We start from the raw sequence: 25380 nt of genomic DNA, 5'->3' as shown, positions 1-25380 counted from the left end.
TTTTATCATGCATGCACCCTGTTACTGGTGTATAAGTGGCAGGCTGCAAAATGACCTTCTTCAATTTCTTCCAGCTGCGGCCGTTCGACCGTGCAGATTTCCATGCACTCCCTGCACCTTGTATGGAAGGCGCAGCCTTTTGGAGGATTAGCCGGGCTCGGGATATCTCCGCTCAGAAGCTCCGCTTCCTTGCGCAAATCTGGATCCGGGACCGGCACCGCTCCAAGAAGGGCTGACGTGTAGGGATGCAAAGGCTTTTCATACAGCTTTTCAGCCGTCGTGATTTCTACCAGCCTCCCAAGATACATCACTCCCACCCTGTCGCTGATATGTCTGACAACACCCAGATCATGGGCTATGAAAATATAAGTCAGCTGAAACTCCTTCTGCAGGTCTTCAAGCAGGTTCAGCACCTGTGACTGTATGGAAACATCGAGCGCAGAGACCGGCTCATCCGCAATGATCAGCTTCGGCCTGGTCATCAGGGCCCGTGCAATCCCGATCCTTTGCCTTTGTCCGCCGCTGAACTGGTGGGGATATCTTTTCGCATGCCAGCTGCTCAAACCGACGACTTCGAGCATCTCTTTTACCTTTTGCTTCCGCTCTTTCTTATCCCCCATCCCGTGGACGATCAGCGGCTCCTCAAGGATTTTTTCGACTGTATGGCGGGGATTCAGGGAAGCAAACGGATCCTGGAATACCATTTGCATTTCCTTGCGCATCTTTCTCATTTCCGAATCGTTCAGTCCTGTCAGTTCTTTCCCTTCAAACAGCACCTTTCCTTCGGTTGGTTCAATCAGCCTCATCAGCATCCTGCCGGTCGTTGACTTACCGCAGCCGCTTTCCCCTACAATCCCGAGTGTTTCCCCTTTATTGACATAAAAGCTGACATCATCAACGGCCTTTACATCTCCGGTCTTCTTGCCAAAAAGGCCGCCCGTTATTGGAAAATACTTTTTAAGCTGATTGACCTCAAGCAGAACTTCCGTCATTGGCTGCACCTCCTGATTTATCATGAAGAAAGCATCTTACTGTGTGCACCGGCGAATTTCCCTGGTACAGCTCCGGCGTTTCCGACAGACAGCGGTCATGGACAAATTCGCATCTTGCCGCAAAACGGCAGCCATGCTTGACTGAACCAGGCTTAGGGACATTACCCGGTATCGAGTATAGCCTGTCCTTCCTCTCCCTTATATCGGGGACCGACTGGAGAAGCCCGATTGTATAAGGATGCTTGGCGTTTTTGAAGATTTCCCTGACAGGCGCTTCCTCGACCACCTTGCCTGCATACATGACTAAGACCCTTTCACAGATCTCGGCAACAACGCCAAGGTCATGGGTGATCATCATGATGGCCGTATCAAGCTTTTTATTCAAGTCCTTCATAAGAGCGAGGATCTGGGCCTGGATCGTCACGTCGAGCGCTGTAGTCGGTTCATCCGCAATCAGCAGCTTCGGATGGCAGGAGAGGGCCATGGCAATCATCACCCTTTGCCTCATCCCCCCTGAAAGCTGGTGCGGATATTCCTTCATGATCTGCTCTGCCCTTGGCAGCCCTACAAGCTTGAGCATTTCTACAGCCTGGCTGGCCGCTTCCTTTTTCTTTATTTTCTTATGTATCATAATGCCCTCAACCAGCTGGCTGCCGATTGTGAACAGCGGGTTAAGGGAAGTCATCGGCTCCTGGAAAATCATCGCCACTTCATTCCCTCTTATTTCCCTCATCCTGCTCTCTGAAGCTGCAACCAGATCCTCGCCATTCAGCAGAATCTCGCCGCCTGTGATTTTCCCGGGCGGCTGGGGGATCAGCTTCATGATTGACAGTGACGTCACGCTTTTGCCGCAGCCTGATTCGCCTACTATTCCCAGAATTTCACCTTTACGGACCGAAAAACTGATTTCATCCACAGCTGGTATTTCTCCATCTGAAGAAAAAAAGGAGGTTTTCAGCTGCTTTACATCTAAAACGGGAGCTTGACTCACACCATTACTCCTTCCTTTTTTCCATGCTGAAGCACTGGTCTTTCATGGGTTCTCCTGATTTCCTGCAGTTTAAATGCCGTGAACCAGGAGGGCATCCTCACAGTATGCCCCTTTAAATTTGTACCTTTGGTCACTATCTTTTTCTCATTCTATAAAAAAAGATTAAACAAGTCTACTGATTTTTCTAAATTATTTAAATATATTAAATCTTTTAAATAGTATTTAGGAATACTAAATAAATCCAGTAAATGAAAGCGGCTTTTCCAATCATATGCTCTGGTGTTTTGCTATATGAGCAAAATTACCTGTATTAAATTGGAAAAAACCCTCCCCTTCTACAAGATTACTTCTGTAGAAGAGGAGGGTTTTCTTAATGCTCCAGCTGCTGTACCTGGAATAAGTTATAATAATGACCCTGTCTGGCCATAAGTTCTTCATGATTGCCGATTTCGGCAATTTCCCCATTCTCGATATGGACAATCCTATCGGCATGGGTAATCGTGGAGAGCCGGTGGGCTACAATGAATGTGGTCCTGTCTTTAGCCAGCTTTTCCAAAGCCTCCTGGATGAGATGCTCGCTTTCCAGGTCAAGAGCCGATGTAGCTTCATCAAGAATCAGTATCGGCGGATTCTTCAGGAAGATCCTTGCGATGGCCACCCGCTGCTTTTGCCCCCCAGACAGCTTGACACCCCTTTCCCCGACTTTAGTCTCATAACCTTCCGGGAGGTTCATGATGAAATCATGTGCATTGGCTGCCTTGGCAGCTGCAATCACTTCTTCATCACTCGCATGCGGCTTGCCGAGAAGGATATTCGTTTTAACAGATTCACTAAAAAGGATATTATCCTGCAATACAATTCCGATTTTATCACGGAGAGAACGTACCTTAAACCGCCTGATATCCGTCCCATCAAGCAGGATTTCCCCCTTTGTGACGTCGTAGAAACGGGGAATCAGGCTGATCAAGGAAGATTTTCCTCCTCCGCTCATCCCAACGAGTGCAATCGTTTCTCCCTGCCGGACATCAAGGGAGATATCCTTTAACACAGTTTCTTCTTCCTTATCATATGAGAAGTCCACATGGTTGAACAGAATATGGCCCTTCACATTGGTCACTTCAATGCTGTCCGGCGAGTCATCAATGTCATACTTTTCATCGGCCAGCTCAAACACCCGGTCCATGGATGCAATCGACTGCGTCAGCGTGGTGGAAGAATTGACAAGCCGGCGAAGCGGATTATAAAGCCTGTCAATATAGGCGATAAACGCCATCATTGTTCCAATCGACAAGTCGTCCTGTATAACCAAATAGCCTGAATAGCCGATGACGATCAATGGCGCTATATCGGTTATGGTGTTAACGACAGCGAAAGCCTTCGCATTCCATTTTGTATGGTCGATGGCTTTCTCCAGAAAATTTTTATTTTGGCTGTCAAACTGCTTCTGCTCATGATCTTCAATGGCAAAGCTCTTTACAACGGCCATTCCCTGGACACGTTCATGCAAATATCCCTGAACCTCAGCCAATGCCTGGGAACGCACACGGGTCAGCTTTCTCAGGTTCCCGAAGAAATACCTGACACTGAAAGCATAGAATGGGAAAAGAATCAGAGAAACAATCGTCAGTGTAATATCCATATTGAACATAATTACGACCGCTATAATAATTGTTGCAATATCAAGCCATAGGTTCATAAGGCCTGTCACTACAAAGGTTTTTGTCTGTTCCACATCATTGATGACCCTTGAAATGATTTCCCCTGCCCTGTTATTGGAATAAAACTTGAAACTGAGCTTCTGGATATGGTGAAACAGACTATCACGGATATCATAAAGGATTTTGCTTGCTGTCCATTGTGCGAAATACTGCCGGTAATACTCAATCGGCGGACGGGCCAGCACAAAAATGACAATCATGGCTCCCATGATCCATAGCAGCCTTTCCGTTTTTCCGCTCTGGGACAGTAAATCATTCCCGACGATATCATCAATTACATATTTAATTAAAAGCGGAATCAAAAGCGGAATGGCAAATTTTATAATGCCGATTAAAAGTGTGCCGATAATTTGCAGCCGGTACGGCTTAACAAACTTCATATATCTTTTGATGCTGTCCAATTGCTGCCCCCCTTAATGCTCTCTCTATAGAATACCTCTTTTAAACAGATAAAAACCTGTTGAAACAAGGTCAACAGGTGCTACATAGGCATTTTTTATCCTTAATATCAGCGTCTGTAGGTTAAATATCTCTCATACCAAATGTCGATAAAATCCGGGGCAAAAGGCCCTTTCCGCTGGCGGATCCACTGGATCAGCTTATCGACATTCGCTTTTAATATCCGGTCGATGACTTCAGGATAGTTCATTTCCTTCCGGTGCCGCTCATATTCATCTTCATCAAGAAGATTGAATGTCATATCCGGAAAAACCTTGATATCCAGGTCATAATCAATATACTTCAGCGCTTCGCCGTCAAATATAAAAGGAGAGCTGATATTACAGTAATAATACACGCCATCCTCCCGGATCATACCAATGATATTGAACCAGTACTGTGAATGAAAATAACAGATTGCCGGCTCCCGGGTCACCCAGGTCCTTCCGTCGGATTCGGTTACAATCGTCCTGTCATTTCCTCCGATCACAAGACTTTGTGTCCCTTTTAGGACGGTCGTTTCCTCCCAGACGCGATGGATGTGCCCATTGTGTTTGTAGCTGTGTATTTGCATCGGTTCTCCTTCGATGGGTACGCCCATTTCTTCTCCCCTACTTTCATTCCCAAACGCTTTGCAACCTATCAAATGACTTGCACAAGTTTCCTAAAACGACAAAAGGCAACAAAGAACGTATTATTTCCTATTATTATAACGGTTAAAGAAAGAATTTAAAACAAAGAGCCATTGAAAATCTCTCAATGGCCCGATCTATCCCATATAGTCACTCTTGAAGCACAAGGATCCAGCCTGTTTCCCGGCCTTCCCTGCTGCCTATCTCTCAGCCGCAGGTCAGATTCACTTCCTGGTACGACCTTATTACCTCTTCCGTCTGGGTTTCAAACACCCGGTGGATCTCGCGCAATTCCTCTTTCATGCGGTGGATTTCAAACTGGACGCTTTCCAGCTCCGTTTCCTCCTGGATTATCTTAAGCTCATGCTCAATTTCCTGGCAGCGTTCCAGTTCTGACTGAAGAAACAGGAGCTTTTCCATCGTTTTCATCTGTTCAGATACCAGCAGGTCAAAAGTACTCATACAGGTCACCGTCCCAATTTCAGATTCTACCTATGTATTTCGGCTTTGCCCCAATCTTTCCTTTGACTAGTTCTGCTGATTGAAAGGAAGTTTTGTCGAATAGGGAAAAGCGGAAGCGCCTTGTTCACCCCCGACAAGCAGAAGCCACCCCTCCCGGAAAGGCGATCTTTTCCTTTTTGAGAGGGGTGGCTTGTGACCTCGAGGGACTAGGCGCTGGAGCTGGACAATGTTCGAAGCCGGGTTCTGCCTTCTAAACTTTTTCAAAAGCGCTTTTTATTTTACATTAGCAAGCCCTCAAAATAAGCGGAGATTCTACGGTTAAGCTGCTGAATATAGTACGGATGGGTATAAATTAGCGGAGAATTTCCGGTTAAGTGGAGCGAAGTTGCCCATTTTCCAGTTTTTTGAGTCAATAGACGGAATTTCTCCGTCTATTTGAGCTATTTTTAGAGTTTTTTTGAAAATAGGGGGAATTTCTCCTCTTATTTTTCAACCTGACACTGACTCCCTCATCCAGGTCCGGGAAGGTTGGCTTTCCGGGAGGGTATGGCACTCAAATAACAGCATTTAATGCGAAAAGAGCAAAATAAAAAGAAGGCACTCTTTGCGGATAAAAGAGTGCCTTCCCGTACAATTAGCGGCTTTGTCTGCCAGCGTTTTGACCTTTGCGGGCTTCAGCCTGCTGGTTTTGCTGACGTACTTCTTGAGCGTTTGTTTCGCTAGCGAACTCAGTGCCGAATTGACCTTGCTGGCCTTGAGAAGCTTGAGCGTTTTGCTGGCGCACTTCCTGGATGTTAGTGCCAGCTTGAGTTTGGTTTTGTCTGTTTGCCATTGTTAATCACCTCCACGACTATTAATTTAACCAGCCGCAGAGAAAATATCCTTTAATTTTCAGGAAAAAAATTCTAATTTAAACTTATTATACGAGCAGGGAGATTCCTCCGTCGACTATGATGGTCTGCCCCCTGATCATGCCTGATTTATCGGACAGCAGGAACATGACTGCGTTGACCATATCTTCAATCTCAACCATCCGCCCTGCCGGCGTCTTCTCCCTTGCCTCAGATAAAAGGTCTTCCCGGTTTGGGAAATGCTTTAATGCCTCTGTGTCGACTGCACCCCCGGAGACTGCGTTGACAGCGATATTCATCGGCGCGAGCTCAACAGCCAGGTAGCGGGTTAATGCTTCCAGTGCCGCCTTTGATACACCGACTGTTGTATAGTTTTCCAGATAGCGGATCGAGCCGAGCGAGCTGATGCTGACAATCTTGCCGCCCCCGCTCTCCTCCATCAATTTGGCTGCTTCCTGTGCACAGAACAGCAGGGCCTTGCTGTTGATGTTCATCGTCCAATCCCAATGACTTTCTTCAAGCTCCATAGCAGGGCGAAGAACACCGGATGCCGCATTATTCACAAATACATCCAGCCGGCCGAATTCATTCCTGATTTCCTGGAAAAGAACCTTAATCTTCTCTACATCTCCAACATTGGCCCTTACGATCAGGGCTTTTCTGCCAAGAGCTTCAATTTGTTCTGCTGTTTCCTGTGCAGACTTTTTGCTCCTGGCATAATTGATGACAATATCATATCCTTCCTTGGCAAGGGAAATGGCAGTCGCCTTCCCGATGCCCCGGCTGCTTCCTGTTACAAGTGCTACTTTTTGTGTCATGAATCGTAATTCCTTTCCTGTTTCATTTGTTTTCATTTTATCTTTTCCATGTATATCTGGCAAACAGGATTATAACACTATTCTTAAACAACAGGCTCAAAGAGAAAGGAATGAAAGTATGTACGTCGGAAGGGATATGACTGAACTAACCATGGTTAAAAAGACGGAATGGAAGGACAGCGAACTGGCCTTCTTCCATCACTCCATGCAGCAGGTAGTTCCCTACCTCAATGCAGAGGGACAAACCATCCACCGTGAAATCATAGAAGAAATCGAAAACCGCGGCGGCCTTAAAAGGCAGGAAGCTGACTATACACATGGGACACGGGTCAGTTACGAGTAGACATGCGGAAAAGCCTGGTTCAATAGAGGAACGCGGACTAAGAGCGCCACGTCCTGTGGCAACGTCCGCATGACCCGCATCTGTGGGCCTCGTGCATAAGACGAGCAGGTCGGAAGGTTGTTCTTTACCTTCTGGCCTGTTTGGCTTATGACTCGAGGTTCCAGCGCCCGGAGCTGGACAAGTAGAAAAGCGAAAAATCCTTGTTTCCTAATTCACAAAAAAACAGCAGGGCTGCCCCCTGCTGTTCTATTTATGCTCCTGCACGTGCTTGAGCATTTTCTGATGGGAAACCGGAAAGGCAAATTCCTTCAGCTCTTCTTCGGTTACAAGCTTCAGATCGCTCCGTTCTTCTTCCAGGGAAAGCAGTGTCCCTTTATAAACATGGATATGCCATGTTAGGTGGGTGAACACATGGTCGATCTGTCCTGTCATCTCAGCTGTTTCTATTATGGCGCCATACTGCTCTTTGATCAGTTCTGCCAGCTGATCTTTTTCATGCAGGAAAGCAAGGCTGATTTCAGTATTGGGAAACTCCCACAGATTGGCCAGCAGGCCCTTTTCAGGCCTTTTCCCGATCAGGTATCTGCCCTCTCTGTCCCGCAGCACGACAGCGGCAATCTGGACATCCTTCTGCTTTTTGTTCTTTGTCTTTATCGGCAGTTCACTCTGCTTGCCTTCATAAAAAGCATGGCAATGCTCACGGACTGGGCACAGCAGGCAGGATGGCGACGTCGGGGTGCAGATGAGCGCACCCAATTCCATGAGTGCCTGGTTGAAGAATGATGGGTTTTCGTGTGAAATGAGCTCCCGCACCGCCTCTTCAAAAATCTTGCGGGTTGCAGGCTTTGCAATATCCTCCCAGATGGAGAGAATTCTTGACAGCACCCTCATTACATTTCCGTCGACGGCCGGCTCCGGAATGCCGTAGGCTATGCTCAAAATGGCCCCTGCCGTATAAGGGCCGACCCCTTTTAATGAGGAAATTTCCTTCGGATTATCAGGAACCCTGCCGCCGTAATGTTCATGAACCTCCCTTACAGCTGCCTGCAGGTTCCGGGCTCTTGAATAATAGCCAAGCCCCTCCCACGCCTTCAGCACCTTGTCTTCCTCAGCCTCTGCAAGCGCCTCGATTGTCGGAAATTGTTCGATGAACCGGTTGAAATATGGAATGACTGTGTCGACCCTTGTCTGCTGGAGCATGATTTCCGATACCCATACCTTATAGGGATCCTGATCCTGCCTCCATGGCAGTGTCCGCTGTTCCTGTTCAAACCAGCCGATCAGGTCCTGGCGGAAGGTTTCTTTATTAAATGCATCTAAGTTGGCTAATGCTGTTTTTTTCAATTTTGATCCTCCGGATGTTAAACTTCCATGAAATATGGGAATATAATATTAAAGTTTCTTTTTCAAAGCCCAGAATCGGATTTCTTCGAGACCGCCGGGTATGAAGCTGTCCAGGCAGCCGAATGCAGAGTGCCCGCATGAGCTTCTCAGCTTTTTCAGCGCGAAATAATGGGCTTCTGTCGGCAGTGAGCAGGTTTCCGTAACGAACGAAGGCTCATGTTCAGCCCCAGAGTAGACGAACGAAATGTCAGCTGCTTCATACACAGGGAGAAGCGCTGCGATTTTTTCGATAGTGCTTTTAAAAAGATTCAAATCTGCTGGATGAACTTCGTACTGCAAAAACATTTGGACTTCATGCTTCATCATTATATTGGCAGCTCCTTTAACGTAAACCATTAATGGCTTTGATGACAAGCTTTTTACTGATAAAATACAGAAACAGCGCAACTTCAGATTATTCCATGGAAGGAGGTTCTTTCCTCTTGGATACAGGCACACATGTGGTCATGGGCTTTGCACTCGGCGGGCTTGCCACTCTGGACCCCGTTGTAGCAGATAGCACAGCAACAGCGACGAGCGTCATGATCGGGGCGCTCATCGGCTCTCAGGCCCCTGACATTGATACAGTATTAAAGCTTAGAAACAATGCAGTCTATATACGGAATCACAGGGGAATCACGCACAGCATCCCGGCTGTCATCCTGTGGCCGCTTGCAATACTCGCGGTCATCTATCCATTCTTCCCTGAAGCAAATTTGCTTCACCTATGGATTTGGACATTTGGGGCCGTATTCCTCCATGTTTTTGTCGACATATTTAACTCTTATGGGACACAGGCTTTAAGGCCATTTTCTTCCAAATGGGTTGCCCTTGGGATCATCAATACATTTGACCCGTTCATTTTCGGCATCCATGTTGCCGGTTTGTTCATATGGATACTGGGTGCACATCCCGGCTATACATTCCTGGCAATCTATGCCGTACTGATTGCATACTATATCATCCGATTCCTTGCCCAGCGGGCCGTCCTGAAAGCGGTGAAAGCCATTATTCCTGACAGTACGGAAATCATCATCGCCCCGACCATGAAATTCCATCAGTGGAGGCTTGCCATCATGACTGAACATCAGTTCTTTGTCGGCCGGGCCAATAATGGGCATATCGATATCCTGGATCAGTTCAACAGGGTACCGGTACCTCAGACTCCTGTGCTGGAAGCTGCCAAAAAGGATAAAAATTTGTCGGCATTTCTTTCCTTCTCCCCTGTATACAGGTGGGAGGTAGAAGATCTCGAGGAATCATTCGAAGTCCGGTTCATTGATCTCAGATACCGCAGCAACGGACATTACCCATTCGTTGCCGTCGTCCAGCTGGACAATGACCTGAATATCATTTCTTCTTATACAGGGTGGATTTTCAGTGAGGAAAAGCTGCGGAAGAAGCTCGATATTATCCCAAATTAAAAAAGATGGCATTTTTGCCATCTTTTTTAATGGAGATTTTTATCATCCGGTTTCTGCTCCAGCAAATTCTTATATTTTGGATTGCTGGCAACAAAGTCATGAAGCCTTGCACCATAGTTTTCAATCCACTGCCTGACAATTCTGTCTGTCACCTGGCTTCCTTTATACTCATAGCCCGCTTTTGCACGGGTCGTTTCAAAATCATCCCACAAAAGCTCTACCCATGTCCGGGCCTGGCCGTAGGAAAGGTTGCCGTTTTTCTCCATGAGAAGCTCAACCAGTCTTTCTTGTGTTTCAAACATTGACAGCACCTCTTTGCCAAATATTATTGTTATTGCATTTCGTTCATAAGCCTGCTTTTTTAAACACATACTATTCTTGCGCGGCTAATCAAGGCAGCACGCGCAAGCATACCTCGAGGAGGGGAAACGAATGCGGAACAAAGCAAAAAATTTCCCAAATCAGAATCATAACAAGTTTGAAGGCGAACCGCGCGCGAAAGCAGAATATGCTTCAAAACGCGCAGACGGGTCAATCAACACCCATCCGCAGGAACGCATGCGGGCGTCATCAAACCGTACAGATGATACACCTGAATTATTTTAACCAATAATGAGGAGGTTTGATTATGGGAAACTCTAAAAAGTTTTTTGATAACAATCCTTATTCCAGTCCGTTTACTGGTCCCTTTTACCGCCCGAAGCATGCACATGCCCAGGTAAATGGGCAGACCCAGCAATCGCAGGACCTCATTATTCTGAAAAGGCAAACAAGGAAACAGGCCTAGCCTGCAGGGAAATCAGAGCTCTCCGCTCTGATTTTCCTTTAATTCCTTCAGCATGGAAATCGGAAGCGCCTCTTCCTCCTTTCCGCCATGCAGCCTGAAGCCCCAGGCGAACACACCATTCAAATAATCTATTTTAAAATATGAGCCGGGATCGCCATCCACTTCATAAATCTCCCCTGCTTTAAAGTCCTTCGGATCAAGAAGGTATGCTTTGGCCATGACGGCTTTTCTCTCGAGGACAGCAAATTCACTGAGCATGCCCATTTGTTCAGCCTTTCTCGCCTGTTCATGCAAGCTGGCGATTTCCTGCTGCAGTTCGTACTGGGAAAGCTGACTGTATCTTTTCTCCTGCGCCATTATAATCCATCCTTTTTTATTCCTGTGTCCGGCCTGCCGGAGGAAAACTTCATCTTTTTTTAGTATAGTGAAAAGAGCTGTATAAATAAAGGACTTTACCCTTGAAGGAGGACTCAACATGCAATCAGTTATCATCACCGGCGCTGGCACCGGTCTTGGAAAGGAGCTGGCCCTTAAATACGCCGGCCTTGGTTTCCATATCATACTATCCGGAAGGCGTGAAGCAGCTCTCCAGGAAACGAAAGAAGCAATCTCCAGCCAGGGGGGAAAGGCGGATATCCTGATTCTTGATATAAGCAAGCCGGCTGAAGTAAAGGAGAAAGCTGCGGGACTGCCAGAGCAATTTGATTTGTACGGTGTGATCAACAATGCCGGCGTTGGGCATTTCGGTCCTTTTGAAGACCTGAAGGACGAGGAGCTCCATGATATGCTCACAGTCAACCTGATGGGCACCATCTACATGGCACAGGCACTCCTCCCTGCTATCAAGCAAAAGAAGGGCAGCTTCCTTATGAATATCATTTCAACTGCCGGGCTGCGCGGCAAAGCAAATGAAGCTGCATACTGTGCCAGCAAATTCGCGGCCCGGGGCTTTACTGAAAGCCTGCAGAAAGAATACGAAAACGATCCGGTCCTGATCCAGGCAGTATATATGGGCGGCATGGACACCCCATTTTGGGATCATAACAACTATATTTCAGACCGCTCACGCCTCCGCTCACCTGCTGAGGTAGCCGGCATAATTACCGAGAACCGTTTTGAAGAGAAGATTGTGATTGAATCCGGAAAATGATTGGATGTAGAACAAAAAAACAGGCAGCGCAAATACCCGCTGCCTGTCTTCTATTCTTCCTCTTCCTTTTCCTCAAGGAACCGGTCAATCAATTCAATCGGAAATCCTTTTCTAAAGAGTGCCTGCTTCATTTTTTGCCTATATTCATAGCCCTGCAGCTTTTCGTATTTCCGATGGGCTTTTTCTCCCTGATAGCGGATGGCGTCCATTTCGCCGTCATCGTCTTCCTCAAACTCTGCCTCTTCGACGGCAATATTGATTACGGAGAAAGGATAGCCTTTCCTGAGGAGCATCTGCTCAAGCTTCTGTTTCAGAAGCCTCTGTGATTCCCTGCTGTACTTTTTGGCATATTTCTGGCACAGCTTTACTGCTGCTTCGACCTGGTCCTCAACAGGGAACTCCTGTATGGCTTCCTCTATATCAGGCTGTGATATCCCCTTCTCCTTCAGCTCCCGTTTAATGACGTCAGGGCCTTTATCAGACGTATTGGCCTGTGTCCTCACATAAGCGATGGCAAATTCGTTGTCATTCAGAAATTTATATTCGTACAGCTTAACGATGACTTCATTGATGATGCTTTCATCTGTTTCTTTTTCAGCAAGATGCTTCCTTACCTCTGTTTCCGATCTCATTCTTCTGGATAAATAATGAATAGCCTGGTTATAAGCTTTTCTGATTTCATCCTGAAATTCTATTTGGGTCAGGGAGAGCGCGTCAAGCTCCATCCCTTTTTTCAGGCCGAATTTGATGATGACATCTTCATCGGCACTGAAGGCATACTGCTCACCCTTGCCATAATCCATAAAAATGTTATAGCGGTCCTTCCTTTTTTGCTGGACTGATATTTTTGTGATTACCGGCATCCTCTTCACCTCTCTCTCCACTTTATCACAATGTGCTGCATCACTTGCAAACTGCAGCCTGGAAAAGGAGTTTACACAGGAAAAAGCGTATAAATACAGTATAGGAAAAGGAGGTCCACCCATGAGAATAGCGATTACAGGCGGAACCGGCTTTGTCGGGCATGCCCTTGTGAAGAAGCTCGCAGAATCGGGCCACACGGTTTTCATTTTGACGAGGAGCACAGAAGGAAAAAAGAACGGAAACAATATTCACTATGTCCAGTGGCTGAATGAAGGTGACAATCCGGCGGCACAGCTGAAAGAGATTGATTATATCGTCAACCTGGCTGGCGAATCGATCAACAGCGGCAGATGGACGGAAGAACGTAAGAAAAGGATTATTAAAAGCAGGCTGGATGCCACAGAGGCTGTCCTGAACATAATCAGTGAGCTAAAAGAAAAGCCTGAGGCTCTGATCAATGCCAGTGCAGTTGGCTACTATGGCACTTCGGAAACAGAGACGTTTACAGAAAGTAATAAAGAACCGGCGGGGGACTTTTTGGCTCAGACTGTTAAACAGTGGGAAGAAAAGGCGGCAGAGGCAGGCAGATGGGATGTCCGCACCGCGTTCTGCCGATTCGGGATCATTCTTGAAAAGAATGACGGGGCGCTCCCCCGGATGGCTCTTCCCTATAAACTTTTTGCAGGAGGCAATCTCGGCAGCGGCAATCAGTGGGTTTCATGGATCCATCTTGAAGATGTGGCAAGGGGCATTATGTTTGCCATGGAAAATAAAAACCTAAGCGGCCCGGTTAATTTTACGAGCCCCCATCCTGTCCAAATGAAGGACTTTGGCAGGACCTTGGGAAGCACCCTCCACCGCCCCCACTGGATTCCTGCTCCAGCCTTTGCACTTAAGCTCGCTCTTGGGGAAATGAGCAAGCTGGTGCTCGAGGGGCAGCGCGTTCTTCCTGCTAAGCTGGAGGCTGCCGGATTCAGTTTCCGCTATCCTGGGCTTGAGGAAGCACTGAAAGATATTTATTAAGAAGGTATGATTCCTTCCTTTTTAGGAAAAATTAAGAAAAGGAGTTCATTTTTTCGGAAAGGGATGGTGCCTGATGGATAAAAAATCGAAAGATAAGTCCAAGAGTACATTGTCAAGCATGCAGGAGGTTGTTTACTCCAGGGAGTTCAAGCTGGCAGACCAGGCCGGCGGCTTTACGAAGAAAAAATCCAAGCATTGATGCAAAATGCTCATAATTGCCTTGATAGGGTGCAAGCTAAGAGTACGGAAGCCAATTCCGTACTTTTATTGTTGAAAGGGGTTTTTCGAATGGGCCGTGCACATGGACACAAAACTCGGGATAAAAACAAAGCATCACTTCCACAAGTTCCGAAGAACATGAAATCAGATGGACTGGATGTCGAATTTGACCGCGACCTTGCAGACCATGATGATTTAGAAGCAATGGCACGTTCAAAAGCTGCCGACCAGCGCGCCAAAAACAGCCGCTGACCGGCTGAGGGCATTTGCCCGCACTCTCTCAGCATAAAAAAAGCAGCAGGTCCAGAACCTGCTGCTTTTCTCTTTCCTAGTGCCCGTGGGCATGCCTTTTCGCAAAAACGGCCGTTTTCTTCTTCTTTGCCATGTTCTTAAAATAAGGAATCATGATGCGGTCAGCACCCCAGTAATAGGCTGCCCCGCCTGCGAATAAGAGGAGGACCGCTGCTGTGTATAAAATCGGATTCGTGCTTACTGTACCGGCCAGAAGAAAGTTAAGATTCATGAATGCACCCGCAATCAGGGCAGGAATGGTTGCTGCCCCAAGTACAAGCCCGGCTCCAACCAGAAGTTCTCCCCAAGGTATCAGAACATTGAACAAATCTACATTTGGAAGAGCAAAGTGCTCGAGGAATCCGGCATACCAGCCCTGTACAGCTGGATGGTCCCCTCCTGCCTGGGCGATCGCCCCCTGCAGGAATCCCCCTGCATCAAAGCCATCAGCGAGTTTATGCCATCCCGCTTCAATCCATTGGATGCCGAGCCATATTCTTAATACAGTCCATATTGCCGCTGCCTGTGGAGTTTTCAGCACTTTCATGATCATCGTCTCCCGCTTTGTTATTTTGTGAATAACTTCACAATACTAAACAAAAAATAATTAAGCCGGCCAGCTTTTACAAGAAAGTTTGTGAATATCTTCACTTACTTTCTACACTTTTAATATACTCCATGTTTTTCCTTTCTGCAACGCACTTCACAATATGTTCATATTCTTTTTACTCTGTGAATAAAAAGTATCCACAACCCTGTGAATTTTGTGGATAATCTAAATAATCTCATATTTACTAACGCTTTAATCAGTTAACATAATAATGAGCAAAACTTCTGATAATTCTGTGGATAATGTGGATATGTCTGTGGAATACTTTTCTGTTCATGTTTTCCCTGTTAATAAGTCTCTGGATAACATGCTATAAGACCTACACCCCTGAGTCTTTAAACCTATACAAGTATAGATAAAACTATAAGATTAACCCTTGCAATACGAGGTACATCGTAATACACTGTTAGTAACATTAGGAAAAAGGTGATGGAAATGGATAAGGAAATGATGAAAGGGAGTACAGATCTCCTGCTTTTATCGCTCATTGCCCAAAAGGATTTATATGGCTATGAAATCACAAAAATCCTTAAGGAAATCTCCGATGAAGCTTATGTAATGGGTGAAGGCACTCTCTACCCTGCCCTCAAGCGCCTGGAGAAAAAGAAGTTTGCAGAGTCATACTGGAGCGAAACGGCAGCAGGGAGAAGGAAATATTACCGTATTACTGAGGACGGCCTGCAGGAGCTGGAAAAGAAGCGAAAGGACTGGAGCCTGATCGAAAGCATGATCCGCAAAAGCTCGGGGGGATTAACGTGAAATCGCAGCTTGAACGTTTTGTCATGAAAATTGTCCAGCATACCGAATGCTCCAAAGAAGAAAAAGAAGATCTATTCGAGGAGCTTATGGTACATCTGCAGCTTTCAAAAGAGCACTTCCAGGAACAGGGCTTCAGTGAAAGTGAAGCCGAACAGAAAGCGATGGAACAGTTTGGCGAGGAAGGGGAAATCGGAAGCCAGATTCAGCAGTCTCTCTTTCCATACCGAAAAGAAATGATGCTGACGCTTGCCATCTCTTCCATCCTTTTTACAATAGGCGCTTATCTGGGACAGCTTTTGATCAATGGAGATGCCCATATCGGCTGGCTGCTGCTTTCCATGGGCGCGAGTTCCATGATTCTTTTCCTTGCCGTGAACCAGGTTTTCCACCTGAACCGGAAGCTCTGGATGAACTCCCTGCTGATTTTGCATATCCTTGTTTATGCGGCCGGCTATCTGCTGGCCAGCAATCTGGATCATAGCATCTCACTCGGACTTTCGATCTGGGATTGGCTCAATATCCTTCTTGCCATTGTCCTTGTCTATCGGACGACACTGTATGATTTCAGCGCCAGCAGCGGCAAGATGGATAAAACTTTGAAAAAGCTTCATGCCATCAATATTACCGCCGGCGTCCTGATCACAGCTGCCTGCCTCTTTTTTGCCTGGGGAGGGCTTATCATGATCGGCCTGCACCCGGTCATATTGATTTCTTTAAGCCCGATACTCTTCTGGGTCATCCTCTATGTGATCCAGATCAAGGTTGCAGGAAAAAATAAGAAACTGGCATACGGACTCTCGGCGATTCCCTTCATCGCCATCCTGGCAGGCCTGGCACTTATCTACGCGCCTGCCCTGTTTTACTAGAAAGGAGCTTTTCATGAAAAAGAAAAGTATCATCCTGCTGTTTTCATTTATTGGAGGCATCACGCTCCTGCTTATCCTCCTCGGGCTTAATCTGGATAAATCCGAAAATGAAAAGCAGAATGGGATTACCAATCAATATGATATATCTTCAAAGAATACGATTGCTTATGTAAATTACAAAGATGGCAAACCAAGCCTTATGCTGTACAACAAGGAAAAAGATATCAATGCTGAGGCATTTTCCCTGGACAGCTCAAGAATGATCCTGGATCCCAGCTTTTCCTATGACGGATCTCTGCTAAGCTTCATTTCCACCAATAAACAGCAGGATGAAGATACAGCGTTTAAAACCACCATCCATATTCTTGATTTATCGACAAAGCAGGTCACAGATGCTTTTACCGAGAATGAGCTTATCACGGAAACTGAATTTTCTCCTGTTGATGATACTCTCTATTATTTGCGCGCCGGCACCTTTCAGAACTATTCACCTATTGCCAGCAAACGGCCGCATGACCTTGATGTCTGGTCATTTAATCCGGCTGAAGGCGAACATAAGCAAATAACTGATCTGAAGAGCTATTCTATGCACAGCCTCCAGCTCAGTCCGGGAGAAAACAGTGTTTTTATCCAGATGGATGATGACCAGGGTGCTGATACACCTGAAGAAACCTTTGAGGTGAAGCAGCGCATATTTGAAATCCCCATAGATAACCCTGATAGCATGAAGATAGCAGGTGATCCTGACAGAAAAATGGATGTTTTTGATTTCACCTTCTCTCCTGATGGAAACACAATGATTTTTCAATCCATCAGTAACTCTGATGAAGGAGGAACCTATGAATATGAGCTGTATAAAATGGATGTGGATTCCGGAGAGGAAGCCCAGCTTACCCATTTAGGGGAGTATACAGACAGGCCGGTATTCAGTGCTGATGGTGACCGTGTATACTTTATGGTCGATAAGCGTTTTGCTAAAGGGTCGCCCGAGTATCATCTGTACAGCGTGAAACTGAATGGCAAAGAAATAGAAAAGATAGAACTGCCTCTTTCAGAAGACTAGAAAGAGGCTTTTTCCCTTTTAAACTCGAGAATACAGGGTATAAGTCCTATAACCCATAGACAGAGGAGGTAGGGAAAAAAATGCTGGAAAACCTGCTGAAAGAGCTGATCAGCATCAACAGCTCGGACAAAGAAGGGGCCAATGAAGCTGTTGCCTATTGCGGGCACTGGCTTGAGGGCCACGGGCTCCCTGTACATATCATTGAAAATAACGGCTACAAAATGCTTGTTTCAGAGATAGGGAGCGGCAATGAAACCATTGTCTGGAACGGCCATGTGGATGTTGTTTCAGGCAAAGAAGATCAATTCATCCCCGTAGAGGTGAAAGACAAGATTTATGGCAGAGGGGCCGCCGATATGAAAGCTGGCGTGGCAGCGATGATGTGCGCCTTCAAAGAGCTGAAGGAGGCGCCGCTTGGGGTCAAGCTTCAGCTTCAGATCGTTTCTGATGAGGAAATCGGCGGGTTCAACTGCTCCGGCTACCTTGCCGAAAATGGATACCGCGGCGATTTTGTCATCTGCTCAGAGCCGACCCAGCTTGGAATCGCCCTCCAGGCAAAGGGCGTCATGCGCCTCGAAATTGCCATTGATGGAGATCCGGCCCACGGAAGCCGGCCATGGGAAGGCATCAATGCGATTGAAAGGGCATATGAAGTCCATGGAAAGCTGAAGGAGCTCCCTTTTGCCAAAGAAAGCTCCGAATTCTATCCTTCCCCTTCCATCAACCTGGCCAAAATCCGCGGAGGCGATGTATATAATAAAGTCCCGGAAAAATGCGAGCTTTTTTACGACATCCGCTATTTGCCCGGCCAGGATAAGGATGAAATCGTTAAACAGATTGAATCGATTACAGACGGGGAAGTGCTTGTCAGCATGTTCAGCAAACCGCTGCAAACAGCAAGGGACAACCCATTCATCTTAAAGCTGAAGCCGGTCGTTGATCGGCATATTAAAGATGAAGCGGTCTTTTTCGGACAGCATGGCTCTGCCGATACCGTCTTTTTTGCCAACTACGGCATACCGGCCATCGAATTCGGACCGAGCGGACTGCATTGGCATGGCGATAAAGAATATGTACTGCCGGAGTCTGTTCATGTATACAAGGAGATGCTGGTTGATTTTGCTGAAAGTTTTTAAAGAAAGGGGTTCGAAATATCTCTATTTCGAACCCCTTTTAGTCTGTTTCAATCTATTCTTTTTCCGGAACGATGCAGCTTCCATCCGTACAGCTGGCATCAGCCGCACCTTCCGGGGACAATTCCTGCAATTTCACGGCAGGATTTTCTTCTTCCCACACCTTCTGGAGAGCGCTGGCAAAGGTTTCCGCAGGCTGGGCGCCTGAGATGGCATATTTCTGGTTGATGACAAAATAAGGGACTCCTGTAACGCCATATTGCCGGGCAATGCCTTCATCAATGCGGACATCATTGGCATAGGCTTTTTCATCCTTCAGAATGCTGAGCGCCTCTTCCCTGTCCAGTCCTGCTGCTTCCGCAAGACCAGCCAGCTCCTCGTGATCGCCTATGTTTTTTGATTCTGTGAAATAGGCATTAAGGAGCTTTTCCGTCAGAACAGCTTCCCTGCCCTTTGTTTTAGCGAATTTAGCCAATCTGTGGGCGTCAAAGGTATTGCCCGGCTTCATTTCGTCAAAATTGAAGGTCAGGCCGACGCTGGCTGCCTGCTGCCCCACTCCCACATTGGCCTGCTTCGCCTGTTCGATGCTCATGCCGTATTTTTCAGCAAGTGCCTCATGAATGCTTCTCCCAGAGTAAGGGGCGGCATTCGGATCGAGCTCAAAGCTCTTGAACTCAACCTCTACCTGATCCCGGTATGGGAAATCCATCAATGCCCCTTCCAGGCGGCGTTTTCCTATATAACAAAACGGACAGACAAAATCCGACCATACTTCTATTTTCATCCTGGACACCTCATTTCTTAACTATCCCCATACTAGCACATCTTATGCCAAAACCCTCAGGCGGATGCTCAGGCATGCTCTCCCCGATTGTCTGTATCAGGCGGCCTGCATCAGGTTAAGTTAAAAAAGAACAATACCCATTGTTCAATCCTTCGTCGGGAGTGATGGATCATGGCAAGAAACAAACTGTTGGTTCCTGGTTCAGCTAATGTACTAGATCAGATGAAGCAAGAAATAGCCAATGAGTTTGGAGTTGAGCTTGGTGCTGAAACGACCGCGCGGGCAAACGGCTCTGTCGGCGGCGAGATGACAAAGCGCCTTGTCGCCCTCGGAGAGCAGCAGCTCCAGAACAGGCAGCAATAGCGGGCCTTTGTGGAGCAGGAGACCCTTTTAGCGGGGGTCTCCTTTTTTTATTGGCTGTGTTAAATATGAATGTTGATAATTAATTAGAGATAAGAAAAACCTTATAAGGTTTCCAAATTGCTTGTTAATGAATTATACTTCTGTGGATTGTGTTTTTATAACTTCAGCACCAAACTCTAAGCATTCAATACATATAGAAACTCCTGGTCCCATAGCTAATTCTCCGGCTTCTTCTTTACTTCTACGACAAAAAGAACAAGTGGTACCGTGTTCTGTATTGCTTAAACTATTTGGATTTGAAGTTTTCTCTAAGGCATTGTACAATTCATCAATTACTTTTGGTTCAATATAGTCGAAGTCTCCTTTTAATTTCACTGCAATAGTAGTATAAGCAATAGCCATTCCTTCATAGAAACGCTGCCTTTCTAATTGTTCACTACTTTTAGATTTCTCTTCACATAATGAGCTAAGTTTCTCTAATTCCAAGATCATATCTTCAATCTTGGCACCTCGAAATGTTTTTTTGCGAAAGTCTTTTTCCACTGCATACACCTCCTATTTTGTATGTACACATTTGTATACATACATAGTGAGATATATTCTTCACACATATAGATTGTTCCTTCAATTTCCAAATTTTTTCAGGAATTAACTTACTCTTTCACATTAAGAACTAACATTGATATGGCGAACGGACATGCGCCTTGATTTTTTAAAGAGGGCAGCAAGGCAAATGCTCATTGCTGCAAAAGAGAGTGCAAGCAGCTGAAAGAAATACGGCGGATAATAGACCATCTCGATCCTGTTCTGACCTTCCTGCAGCCGGAAGCCTGTAAATGCATAATTGGCCTTCAGCAGCTCTTCTTCCTCTCCATTGATCTTTAAGCGCCAGCCTTTTTCAAAAGGCAGCGGAATGATTGCATAATGCCCGCCTTCATTTTGAAGTTCAAATGACAGACGGTTTCCTGACCACTCTGCCTCTGGCGGAACATGGCGGCGTTCTTCTTTTTTCACATTTTCCAGCACCTCAAAGGTTTCTTCATAAAGCTTAAAGTCCTTTAAATGATATTCTCCCTTTGGCATCCTAAGGGAAATCTGGTCCGCTGCCTTGACCCTTATGATCAGGTCATCCACACCCGTCCGGTATATAGACCCTTCTTCTTTCCTGATTGTCTGGAACTCATTGACCTCAAGGATAAATTCTTCCTTGTTGTTGATGCCATCAATATTGAAGCCAACCAAATAGTCTTTTGCAGAAGGATTTCTTTCACTGATCAATAAATCAATGCCGCCTTCCTCACCGCTGACCTTGAGTTTTCCTCCCGCATACTCGGCGTTTACAGGCTTGATTTCCGCCTGCGAAATTAGATTTGTGCTGTCCGGTATCGGGGCATTTGCTGTTCCCTTTTCAAGAACAATTCCTTTCAGCATCGCCTGTTCCTTTGCCGAAGGGGAACTTCCTTTCAGATCTTTTTCCAGATAAACGCTGTCAGCCGTCCGCACAAAAGGCAGGAGGTTTTCATTTTCATAAGCCTCATAACCGCCGGCAGAAGCTATTCTCTTAAAGCCGTAAGGAATGGAGGCATCTCCCTTCTTAGCAATATAATATTTTCCCATGAGGATGCTGTACAAGTTGGCCCGGTCCCCAAGGGAAGCATAGCGGCTGACGCTCTCACGCCCCATATCGATTTCAAGATCACTGAGATAAAACCATAGAAGCTCTTTATTTAAGATACTGGAATAGACGCTCATTCCTCTGAAATCCTGGACAATCGGAGTATTATTCCTTAAAGGGATCATCCAGTCGATCCTTGCCAAAGGATCATCGTCACCCTCCTGTACCAGCCGGATGAGCTCCTGCTGGTCTGCACCGTTATAGTCACGGCTGTTCATGAACTCCTTTGATACACGGTATTCCGTCCCTGTCACGGTCAAACGCTCTTCCTGGTAAAAATTCGGGATCAGCACGCTGGTCAGGATGACAGCAGCTGAAAGCAGTACTCCGGCCTTTTTCCTGAAAAAGGCTGCCCCGAGAAGGAAAACGGCAGCCGAAATGAAGGCTGCAATCGCCATATAAGCATCCTGCACTTCTTCAAATTCCAGCTTAGGGTCAAAATGATAGAACAGTATGTAAAATAAAGCCGCACCTGCTCCTGCTGATGCAAGCGGAAGAAGCTTGAGCCTGCCTGCCAGGGGGAGTGCAGCTCCTGCCGCCCCGCCGGCTGCAAGAGACAGCATATATTCCCAGCGGTACTGTGGAGCAGAAAAACCATTGAACAAGCTGCCTATTAGCGGGCTGAAATGCAGGATGGACAAAACGATCGTCATTGCAGCAAAAAACCGGAAATGCCTGTTCCTGTATAAAGGCTTTACCAGCAGGCAGATGAGAACAAATGCCGGCAGATAAACAATTCTTCCGTTCAGCAGCAGATTGTCAATAAACTCAAAAGCAGGGATATGGTCCTCATATGCAGGTCGGTAATTGTTCAAATAGCCATATACGGCAGGAAAAAACGAAAAGCCGCTGATGCAGAATCCTGCGGCCAGCCCGATAATATAATGCTTCAGCTGGATCAGCTTGGCCCGCCCGTTTCCATCAAACGGGAAAATCCAGCGAAACAGGACATAAACGCCGCACAGCAGGAAATTAACATAAGCAAAATAAAAATTGTCAAATAAGCTGATGGATACAGCTATTATGAATAAACCGGAACCCTTCCCCCGCATGATCCTTTCAATCCCGATCAGAAGGAGAAGCAGCCAGAGCATACTGTCGGCAAAAAACTCCCAATAGGTCACATGCCTGAAGTAAATGATGCTTGTGCCGTAAATGACAGCGCCAGTAAAGGCGGGCAGTGCTTTCATTCCCAGCATCCTGAAATAATAGGAGGCCAGAAGCAGGATGCCGGTCAGCCTGATGATGCTTACAATGAGGATGATGTCAGCCCAGTAAAAAATATCCGGAGCCCCGATCAGGCCGAGTCTCTCAAGTATATAGGTTACAAGCATCGTAATCAGAAAGAAGATAGAAGTAGCAAAATAATAGCCAAGCTGGGTATAGGTGCCCCCGCCGAACCCGAAGTCAGGCGAATAGAAAAACTCCCCGCTGGTGTACTGCTCATACAAGAGCTGCTTGAACGGCTGCATTTGCGACAATCCATCGTTCATCCCGGTCATATAGCGGCCCTCGAACCACTCAGAAATAAAAAACATATGGCTCATTACAGCTGCCAGCAGACAGAAGAAAAAGAAGGCAGCCTTAGGCCATCTGTCTGCCTGAAGAAAGTTTAATAAGTTTGGTAAGTAGCTTCGCGCTTTTTGCATGATGTTTTCAGGACTCTCCCCGTTAAAATGAAAGTAGCTGGCAAAGTAAAGACGACTGCAATGACCGGTGCAAGGCTGCTGCTCACCTTCAGCCCATCTACAAGTATGAACAAGATGACTGCAGTCATGCCCGTATTGAACAGCTGTGTCAGCGGAAAACGGATGAACGCCCCCCATGTCGGCTTCACTCTATAAGTAAATAGCGTGTTCAGGAAAAAAGAACCAATCAGGCTGCTTGCGAAACCTATACTATGCGCCAGGAAATAATGGAACCCTGCAAAATGGAGAAGAACAAGATAAATTGAGTAATAGTGCAGAGTATTAACCCCGCCGGTCACGGCAAAGCGGAAAAATTCACTGTGTATGAACCGCATGCTGCTCCCCTCTTTCGCTTGCTTGCTGAATATTGGTCTGCTGAATCAGATAATGCGGCCTTTTCTTTGTCTCATAATAAATGCGGCCGATGTATTCACCGACGATTCCCATGCAGACAAGCTGAATTCCTCCCAGGAAAAGGACAGCAGATATGGTCGTGAAATAGCCGGGAACAGAGACTCCATGCTGCATGATCTGGACAAAGGTAAATCCGATATATCCGAGCGAAAGCAGAAGGACAAAGGCGCCCAGATAAAAGCATGCCCTGAGCGGCTTGTGGTTAAAAGAAACGATCCCATCAATCCCGTAATTCAGCAGTTTAGGGAATGACCATTTTGTCTCCCCTGCTTCCCTTTGGACATTCTCGTATTCTATTATTTTCTGCTCGAATCCGATCCATGAATAAAGGCCTTTGGAAAAGCGGTTTCCTTCACTGAGCAGCAGGAGCGCCTTTGCTGCTTCTTTGCTCAGCAGCCGAAAATCTCCCTCACCGTCTGACAGCTGCACGTCCACTGCCCTGTTCACAAACCGGTAGAAGCAGGAGGAAACGAATGAACGCACCGGAGAATCTCCCGTACGGTTCCTTTTGGCAATCACCTGCCCATACCCTTCTTCATATCCCCTCACCAGCTGGCAGATCAGGGAAGGCGGATGCTGAAGGTCGGCATCCATCATGATGACCGCATCACCTTCTGCGTTCCGGAGTCCGGCAAGCATGGCCGCCTCCTTCCCGAAATTCCTTGTAAACGATATAAATTTTACTTCTTCATGGTGAAAAGCCAGCCGATGGATGGTTTCCATCGTGCCGTCCGAGCTCCCGTCATCCACAAATAGGATTTCATATTGATAAAAAAGGCTTGCCATTTCCGTCCGGATTGCCTCCAGCACCCTGGGGATATTCTCAGCTTCATTATAGGAAGGGATGATAAATGATATTTTTGCCTGACTCATTCTGCTGCCTCCATTTGCTCTTCCGGCTGGCCGACCATGATTTCCGGATGATTGGTTGTAATCTGGATGCTTCCGCCCAAGTCCTGCACCTTTTTCAAAGCTTCTTTGCCGTTGACTGTCCATGTGCCGATTTCAATGCGGGCGTCCAGCAGAGATTCAACCAGCTCACGGGAGAGAAAGCCATAGTGAACGGATACATGGCTTGCCCCCGTATAAGCTGCCTGCTCTGCCAGGAGAGTCGCATGACCCAGGTAAATCAGGCCGGTGCGGATCCTCGGATCCAGCTCTTTCAGCTTCAGAAGTGAATGATGATCAAAAGAGATGACCAGGGCCTCTTTATAGAGTGAATATTTCCTGATCAATCCTGCCACTTTTTCTTCAAGTCCTTCATACATTCCGGCCATCTGCTTCAGCTCAATGAAAAGCTTCTTTTTTCCTTTGGCCATTTGAATGATTTCCTCCAGCGAGGATATCGTTTCGCCGGAATACTCAGGGCTGAACCATGAGCCTGCATCAAGGAGTGCCAGTTCAGCGGCAGTATGGTCCTTCACATATCCGCTCCCGTTTGTTGTCCGTTCCAACGTGTGATCATGAATGACAACAGGGATCCCATCCCTTGATAAATGGACGTCCAGCTCTATGGCAGAAATCATAGGGTGCTCAAGGGCGAGCCGGAAAGCGGCCGCCGTATTCTCAGGGGCTTTCCCGCTCCAGCCGCGGTGTGCAACACAGGCATTCTTCAGCATCAATCATCATCCTTTCCTGT

Annotated in this window: 32 protein-coding genes; 13 read left to right on the top strand and 19 right to left on the bottom strand. The window is 46.7% G+C overall.

All coding sequences use genetic code 11. The annotated features are described in order from the left end of the window. Positions 1-5 precede the first annotated feature (5 nt). From RBB45_RS21220 to fabL, 7 genes are all read right to left on the bottom strand, one after another. Positions 6-992 carry an ABC transporter ATP-binding protein gene (locus tag RBB45_RS21220; RefSeq protein ID WP_094769933.1) on the bottom strand — a complete coding sequence of 329 codons (987 nt, stop codon included), beginning with the start codon at positions 990-992 and terminating at the stop codon, positions 6-8. Then, on the bottom strand, positions 973-1983 hold the full coding sequence (locus tag RBB45_RS21215; RefSeq protein ID WP_306010319.1) for an ABC transporter ATP-binding protein: 1011 nt from the start codon (positions 1981-1983) through the stop codon (positions 973-975). The genes RBB45_RS21220 and RBB45_RS21215 overlap by 20 nt, the downstream gene beginning before the upstream one ends. 370 nt (positions 1984-2353) lie before the next feature. Then, positions 2354-4102 carry an ABC transporter ATP-binding protein gene (locus tag RBB45_RS21210; protein ID WP_306010318.1) on the bottom strand — a complete coding sequence of 583 codons (1749 nt, stop codon included), beginning with the start codon at positions 4100-4102 and terminating at the stop codon, positions 2354-2356. Positions 4103-4209: 107 nt separating this feature from the next. Further along, a complete protein-coding gene (ntdP, locus tag RBB45_RS21205; protein WP_009795204.1) occupies positions 4210-4740 on the bottom strand; it encodes a nucleoside tri-diphosphate phosphatase in 531 nt (176 codons plus the stop codon). Between the two features lie 238 nt (positions 4741-4978). Continuing rightward, positions 4979-5233, bottom strand: coding sequence for a YgaB family protein (locus tag RBB45_RS21200; protein WP_009795203.1), 255 nt, complete (start codon positions 5231-5233; stop codon positions 4979-4981). Positions 5234-5867: 634 nt separating this feature from the next. Continuing rightward, positions 5868-6065: a gamma-type small acid-soluble spore protein gene (locus tag RBB45_RS21195; RefSeq protein ID WP_009795202.1), complete on the bottom strand. Its 198-nt coding sequence runs from the start codon at positions 6063-6065 to the stop codon at positions 5868-5870. Between the two features lie 87 nt (positions 6066-6152). Beyond that, the gene (gene fabL, locus RBB45_RS21190; protein WP_035403162.1) at positions 6153-6902 is read right to left on the bottom strand and encodes an enoyl-[acyl-carrier-protein] reductase FabL; all 750 of its coding nucleotides are present in this window, start codon (positions 6900-6902) and stop codon (positions 6153-6155) included. Between the two features lie 118 nt (positions 6903-7020). Between fabL and RBB45_RS21185 the strand changes: the two genes are divergently transcribed. Then, entirely contained in the window at positions 7021-7245 is a 225-nt protein-coding gene (locus RBB45_RS21185) for a hypothetical protein (protein ID WP_009795200.1), read from the top strand. Between the two features lie 246 nt (positions 7246-7491). On the opposite strand, the gene mutY is transcribed toward RBB45_RS21185, so the two are convergent. Together mutY and RBB45_RS21175 are read right to left on the bottom strand one after the other, a co-directional pair. Next, positions 7492-8589 carry an A/G-specific adenine glycosylase gene (gene mutY / locus RBB45_RS21180; RefSeq protein WP_148950960.1) on the bottom strand — a complete coding sequence of 366 codons (1098 nt, stop codon included), beginning with the start codon at positions 8587-8589 and terminating at the stop codon, positions 7492-7494. A 48-nt stretch (positions 8590-8637) separates the two neighbouring features. Further along, complete coding sequence (locus RBB45_RS21175; protein WP_022543508.1) at positions 8638-8955, bottom strand: hypothetical protein; 318 nt, start codon at positions 8953-8955, stop codon at positions 8638-8640. A 116-nt stretch (positions 8956-9071) separates the two neighbouring features. Here RBB45_RS21175 and RBB45_RS21170 point away from each other — a divergent pair, with 116 nt between their 5' ends. Next, positions 9072-10052 carry a metal-dependent hydrolase gene (locus RBB45_RS21170; RefSeq protein ID WP_022543507.1) on the top strand — a complete coding sequence of 327 codons (981 nt, stop codon included), beginning with the start codon at positions 9072-9074 and terminating at the stop codon, positions 10050-10052. Positions 10053-10078: 26 nt separating this feature from the next. Here RBB45_RS21170 and RBB45_RS21165 read toward each other — a convergent pair whose 3' ends face one another. After that, positions 10079-10354 carry a YfhJ family protein gene (locus tag RBB45_RS21165; RefSeq protein WP_022543506.1) on the bottom strand — a complete coding sequence of 92 codons (276 nt, stop codon included), beginning with the start codon at positions 10352-10354 and terminating at the stop codon, positions 10079-10081. 130 nt (positions 10355-10484) lie between these two features. On the opposite strand from RBB45_RS21165, the gene RBB45_RS21160 reads away from it, so the two are divergent. After that, positions 10485-10658, top strand: coding sequence for a small, acid-soluble spore protein K (locus tag RBB45_RS21160; protein WP_009795195.1), 174 nt, complete (start codon positions 10485-10487; stop codon positions 10656-10658). Between the two features lie 22 nt (positions 10659-10680). Then, positions 10681-10839 (top strand): YpzG family protein, encoded by a 159-nt coding sequence (locus RBB45_RS21155; protein WP_009795194.1) that lies wholly within the window; start codon positions 10681-10683, stop codon positions 10837-10839. Between the two features lie 12 nt (positions 10840-10851). Here RBB45_RS21155 and RBB45_RS21150 read toward each other — a convergent pair whose 3' ends face one another. Beyond that, positions 10852-11196, bottom strand: a complete 345-nt coding sequence (locus RBB45_RS21150; protein WP_035403156.1) for a YfhH family protein — start codon at positions 11194-11196, stop codon at positions 10852-10854. 118 nt (positions 11197-11314) lie between these two features. On the opposite strand from RBB45_RS21150, the gene RBB45_RS21145 reads away from it, so the two are divergent. Continuing rightward, a complete protein-coding gene (locus tag RBB45_RS21145; protein ID WP_009795192.1) occupies positions 11315-11989 on the top strand; it encodes an SDR family NAD(P)-dependent oxidoreductase in 675 nt (224 codons plus the stop codon). Positions 11990-12039: 50 nt separating this feature from the next. On the opposite strand, the gene recX is transcribed toward RBB45_RS21145, so the two are convergent. Continuing rightward, on the bottom strand, positions 12040-12852 hold the full coding sequence (gene recX / locus RBB45_RS21140) for a recombination regulator RecX (RefSeq protein ID WP_129613413.1): 813 nt from the start codon (positions 12850-12852) through the stop codon (positions 12040-12042). A gap of 121 nt (positions 12853-12973) precedes the next feature. Between recX and RBB45_RS21135 the strand changes: the two genes are divergently transcribed. The 3 genes from RBB45_RS21135 to RBB45_RS21125 all read left to right on the top strand — a co-directional run bounded on the left by RBB45_RS21135 (position 12974) and on the right by RBB45_RS21125 (position 14347). Then, a complete protein-coding gene (locus RBB45_RS21135) occupies positions 12974-13876 on the top strand; it encodes a TIGR01777 family oxidoreductase (RefSeq protein WP_148950959.1) in 903 nt (300 codons plus the stop codon). 73 nt (positions 13877-13949) lie between these two features. Further along, a complete protein-coding gene (locus RBB45_RS21130) occupies positions 13950-14075 on the top strand; it encodes a YfhE family protein (RefSeq protein WP_009795189.1) in 126 nt (41 codons plus the stop codon). Positions 14076-14164: 89 nt separating this feature from the next. Next, entirely contained in the window at positions 14165-14347 is a 183-nt protein-coding gene (locus RBB45_RS21125) for a YfhD family protein (protein ID WP_022543504.1), read from the top strand. A 76-nt stretch (positions 14348-14423) separates the two neighbouring features. On the opposite strand, the gene RBB45_RS21120 is transcribed toward RBB45_RS21125, so the two are convergent. Then, a complete protein-coding gene (locus tag RBB45_RS21120; protein ID WP_306010317.1) occupies positions 14424-14933 on the bottom strand; it encodes a DoxX family protein in 510 nt (169 codons plus the stop codon). Between the two features lie 498 nt (positions 14934-15431). Here RBB45_RS21120 and RBB45_RS21115 point away from each other — a divergent pair, with 498 nt between their 5' ends. The 4 genes from RBB45_RS21115 to RBB45_RS21100 all read left to right on the top strand — a co-directional run bounded on the left by RBB45_RS21115 (position 15432) and on the right by RBB45_RS21100 (position 18820). Further along, positions 15432-15755, top strand: coding sequence for a PadR family transcriptional regulator (locus RBB45_RS21115; protein ID WP_035403153.1), 324 nt, complete (start codon positions 15432-15434; stop codon positions 15753-15755). Then, complete coding sequence (locus RBB45_RS21110; RefSeq protein WP_009795185.1) at positions 15752-16621, top strand: permease prefix domain 1-containing protein; 870 nt, start codon at positions 15752-15754, stop codon at positions 16619-16621. The genes RBB45_RS21115 and RBB45_RS21110 overlap by 4 nt, the downstream gene beginning before the upstream one ends. A 13-nt stretch (positions 16622-16634) precedes the next feature. After that, entirely contained in the window at positions 16635-17684 is a 1050-nt protein-coding gene (locus tag RBB45_RS21105) for a TolB-like translocation protein (protein ID WP_306010316.1), read from the top strand. 80 nt (positions 17685-17764) lie between these two features. Beyond that, positions 17765-18820, top strand: a complete 1056-nt coding sequence (locus RBB45_RS21100) for a M20 family metallopeptidase (RefSeq protein WP_094769052.1) — start codon at positions 17765-17767, stop codon at positions 18818-18820. A gap of 52 nt (positions 18821-18872) precedes the next feature. On the opposite strand, the gene RBB45_RS21095 is transcribed toward RBB45_RS21100, so the two are convergent. Then, complete coding sequence (locus tag RBB45_RS21095; protein ID WP_306010315.1) at positions 18873-19601, bottom strand: DsbA family oxidoreductase; 729 nt, start codon at positions 19599-19601, stop codon at positions 18873-18875. A 171-nt stretch (positions 19602-19772) separates the two neighbouring features. Here RBB45_RS21095 and RBB45_RS21090 point away from each other — a divergent pair, with 171 nt between their 5' ends. After that, complete coding sequence (locus RBB45_RS21090) at positions 19773-19964, top strand: alpha/beta-type small acid-soluble spore protein (protein ID WP_009795181.1); 192 nt, start codon at positions 19773-19775, stop codon at positions 19962-19964. Positions 19965-20096: 132 nt separating this feature from the next. Here RBB45_RS21090 and RBB45_RS21085 read toward each other — a convergent pair whose 3' ends face one another. The 5 genes from RBB45_RS21085 to RBB45_RS21065 form a co-directional block, all read right to left on the bottom strand. Then, on the bottom strand, positions 20097-20507 hold the full coding sequence (locus RBB45_RS21085) for a ClpX C4-type zinc finger protein (RefSeq protein ID WP_009795180.1): 411 nt from the start codon (positions 20505-20507) through the stop codon (positions 20097-20099). A 123-nt stretch (positions 20508-20630) separates the two neighbouring features. Then, positions 20631-23288, bottom strand: coding sequence for a YfhO family protein (locus tag RBB45_RS21080; protein WP_306010314.1), 2658 nt, complete (start codon positions 23286-23288; stop codon positions 20631-20633). Beyond that, positions 23252-23662 (bottom strand): GtrA family protein, encoded by a 411-nt coding sequence (locus RBB45_RS21075; RefSeq protein ID WP_094769055.1) that lies wholly within the window; start codon positions 23660-23662, stop codon positions 23252-23254. Before RBB45_RS21075 ends, RBB45_RS21080 begins: the two co-directional genes overlap by 37 nt. Beyond that, positions 23643-24614, bottom strand: coding sequence for a glycosyltransferase family 2 protein (locus RBB45_RS21070; protein ID WP_009795176.1), 972 nt, complete (start codon positions 24612-24614; stop codon positions 23643-23645). Before RBB45_RS21070 ends, RBB45_RS21075 begins: the two co-directional genes overlap by 20 nt. Then, a complete protein-coding gene (locus RBB45_RS21065) occupies positions 24611-25360 on the bottom strand; it encodes a glycerophosphodiester phosphodiesterase (RefSeq protein ID WP_094769057.1) in 750 nt (249 codons plus the stop codon). Before RBB45_RS21065 ends, RBB45_RS21070 begins: the two co-directional genes overlap by 4 nt. Positions 25361-25380 lie beyond the last annotated feature (20 nt).

It is taken from the genome of Bacillus sp. MMSF_3328 (assembly GCF_030733525.1).
Taxonomy (GTDB): domain Bacteria; phylum Bacillota; class Bacilli; order Bacillales; family Cytobacillaceae; genus Bacillus_AB; species Bacillus_AB infantis.
This window is presented reverse-complemented; position numbering and strand designations above follow the sequence as displayed.

What these genes read in the sequence shown, in the direction of transcription:
- RBB45_RS21220 (WP_094769933.1), bottom strand. Translation starts at nt 992, where the DNA reads ATGACGGAAGTTCTGCTTGAGGTCAATCAGCTTAAAAAGTATTTTCCA.
- ntdP (WP_009795204.1), bottom strand. Translation starts at nt 4,740, where the DNA reads ATGGGCGTACCCATCGAAGGAGAACCGATGCAAATACACAGCTACAAA.
- RBB45_RS21200 (WP_009795203.1), bottom strand. Translation starts at nt 5,233, where the DNA reads ATGAGTACTTTTGACCTGCTGGTATCTGAACAGATGAAAACGATGGAA.
- RBB45_RS21195 (WP_009795202.1), bottom strand. Translation starts at nt 6,065, where the DNA reads ATGGCAAACAGACAAAACCAAACTCAAGCTGGCACTAACATCCAGGAA.
- fabL (WP_035403162.1), bottom strand. Translation starts at nt 6,902, where the DNA reads ATGACACAAAAAGTAGCACTTGTAACAGGAAGCAGCCGGGGCATCGGG.
- RBB45_RS21185 (WP_009795200.1), top strand. Translation starts at nt 7,021, where the DNA reads ATGTACGTCGGAAGGGATATGACTGAACTAACCATGGTTAAAAAGACG.
- RBB45_RS21175 (WP_022543508.1), bottom strand. Translation starts at nt 8,955, where the DNA reads ATGATGAAGCATGAAGTCCAAATGTTTTTGCAGTACGAAGTTCATCCA.
- RBB45_RS21165 (WP_022543506.1), bottom strand. Translation starts at nt 10,354, where the DNA reads ATGTTTGAAACACAAGAAAGACTGGTTGAGCTTCTCATGGAGAAAAAC.
- RBB45_RS21160 (WP_009795195.1), top strand. Translation starts at nt 10,485, where the DNA reads ATGCGGAACAAAGCAAAAAATTTCCCAAATCAGAATCATAACAAGTTT.
- RBB45_RS21155 (WP_009795194.1), top strand. Translation starts at nt 10,681, where the DNA reads ATGGGAAACTCTAAAAAGTTTTTTGATAACAATCCTTATTCCAGTCCG.
- RBB45_RS21150 (WP_035403156.1), bottom strand. Translation starts at nt 11,196, where the DNA reads ATGGCGCAGGAGAAAAGATACAGTCAGCTTTCCCAGTACGAACTGCAG.
- RBB45_RS21145 (WP_009795192.1), top strand. Translation starts at nt 11,315, where the DNA reads ATGCAATCAGTTATCATCACCGGCGCTGGCACCGGTCTTGGAAAGGAG.
- recX (WP_129613413.1), bottom strand. Translation starts at nt 12,852, where the DNA reads ATGCCGGTAATCACAAAAATATCAGTCCAGCAAAAAAGGAAGGACCGC.
- RBB45_RS21135 (WP_148950959.1), top strand. Translation starts at nt 12,974, where the DNA reads ATGAGAATAGCGATTACAGGCGGAACCGGCTTTGTCGGGCATGCCCTT.
- RBB45_RS21130 (WP_009795189.1), top strand. Translation starts at nt 13,950, where the DNA reads ATGGATAAAAAATCGAAAGATAAGTCCAAGAGTACATTGTCAAGCATG.
- RBB45_RS21125 (WP_022543504.1), top strand. Translation starts at nt 14,165, where the DNA reads ATGGGCCGTGCACATGGACACAAAACTCGGGATAAAAACAAAGCATCA.
- RBB45_RS21120 (WP_306010317.1), bottom strand. Translation starts at nt 14,933, where the DNA reads ATGAAAGTGCTGAAAACTCCACAGGCAGCGGCAATATGGACTGTATTA.
- RBB45_RS21115 (WP_035403153.1), top strand. Translation starts at nt 15,432, where the DNA reads ATGGATAAGGAAATGATGAAAGGGAGTACAGATCTCCTGCTTTTATCG.
- RBB45_RS21105 (WP_306010316.1), top strand. Translation starts at nt 16,635, where the DNA reads ATGAAAAAGAAAAGTATCATCCTGCTGTTTTCATTTATTGGAGGCATC.
- RBB45_RS21100 (WP_094769052.1), top strand. Translation starts at nt 17,765, where the DNA reads ATGCTGGAAAACCTGCTGAAAGAGCTGATCAGCATCAACAGCTCGGAC.
- RBB45_RS21095 (WP_306010315.1), bottom strand. Translation starts at nt 19,601, where the DNA reads ATGAAAATAGAAGTATGGTCGGATTTTGTCTGTCCGTTTTGTTATATA.
- RBB45_RS21090 (WP_009795181.1), top strand. Translation starts at nt 19,773, where the DNA reads ATGGCAAGAAACAAACTGTTGGTTCCTGGTTCAGCTAATGTACTAGAT.
- RBB45_RS21080 (WP_306010314.1), bottom strand. Translation starts at nt 23,288, where the DNA reads ATGCAAAAAGCGCGAAGCTACTTACCAAACTTATTAAACTTTCTTCAG.
- RBB45_RS21075 (WP_094769055.1), bottom strand. Translation starts at nt 23,662, where the DNA reads ATGCGGTTCATACACAGTGAATTTTTCCGCTTTGCCGTGACCGGCGGG.
- RBB45_RS21070 (WP_009795176.1), bottom strand. Translation starts at nt 24,614, where the DNA reads ATGAGTCAGGCAAAAATATCATTTATCATCCCTTCCTATAATGAAGCT.
- RBB45_RS21065 (WP_094769057.1), bottom strand. Translation starts at nt 25,360, where the DNA reads ATGCTGAAGAATGCCTGTGTTGCACACCGCGGCTGGAGCGGGAAAGCC.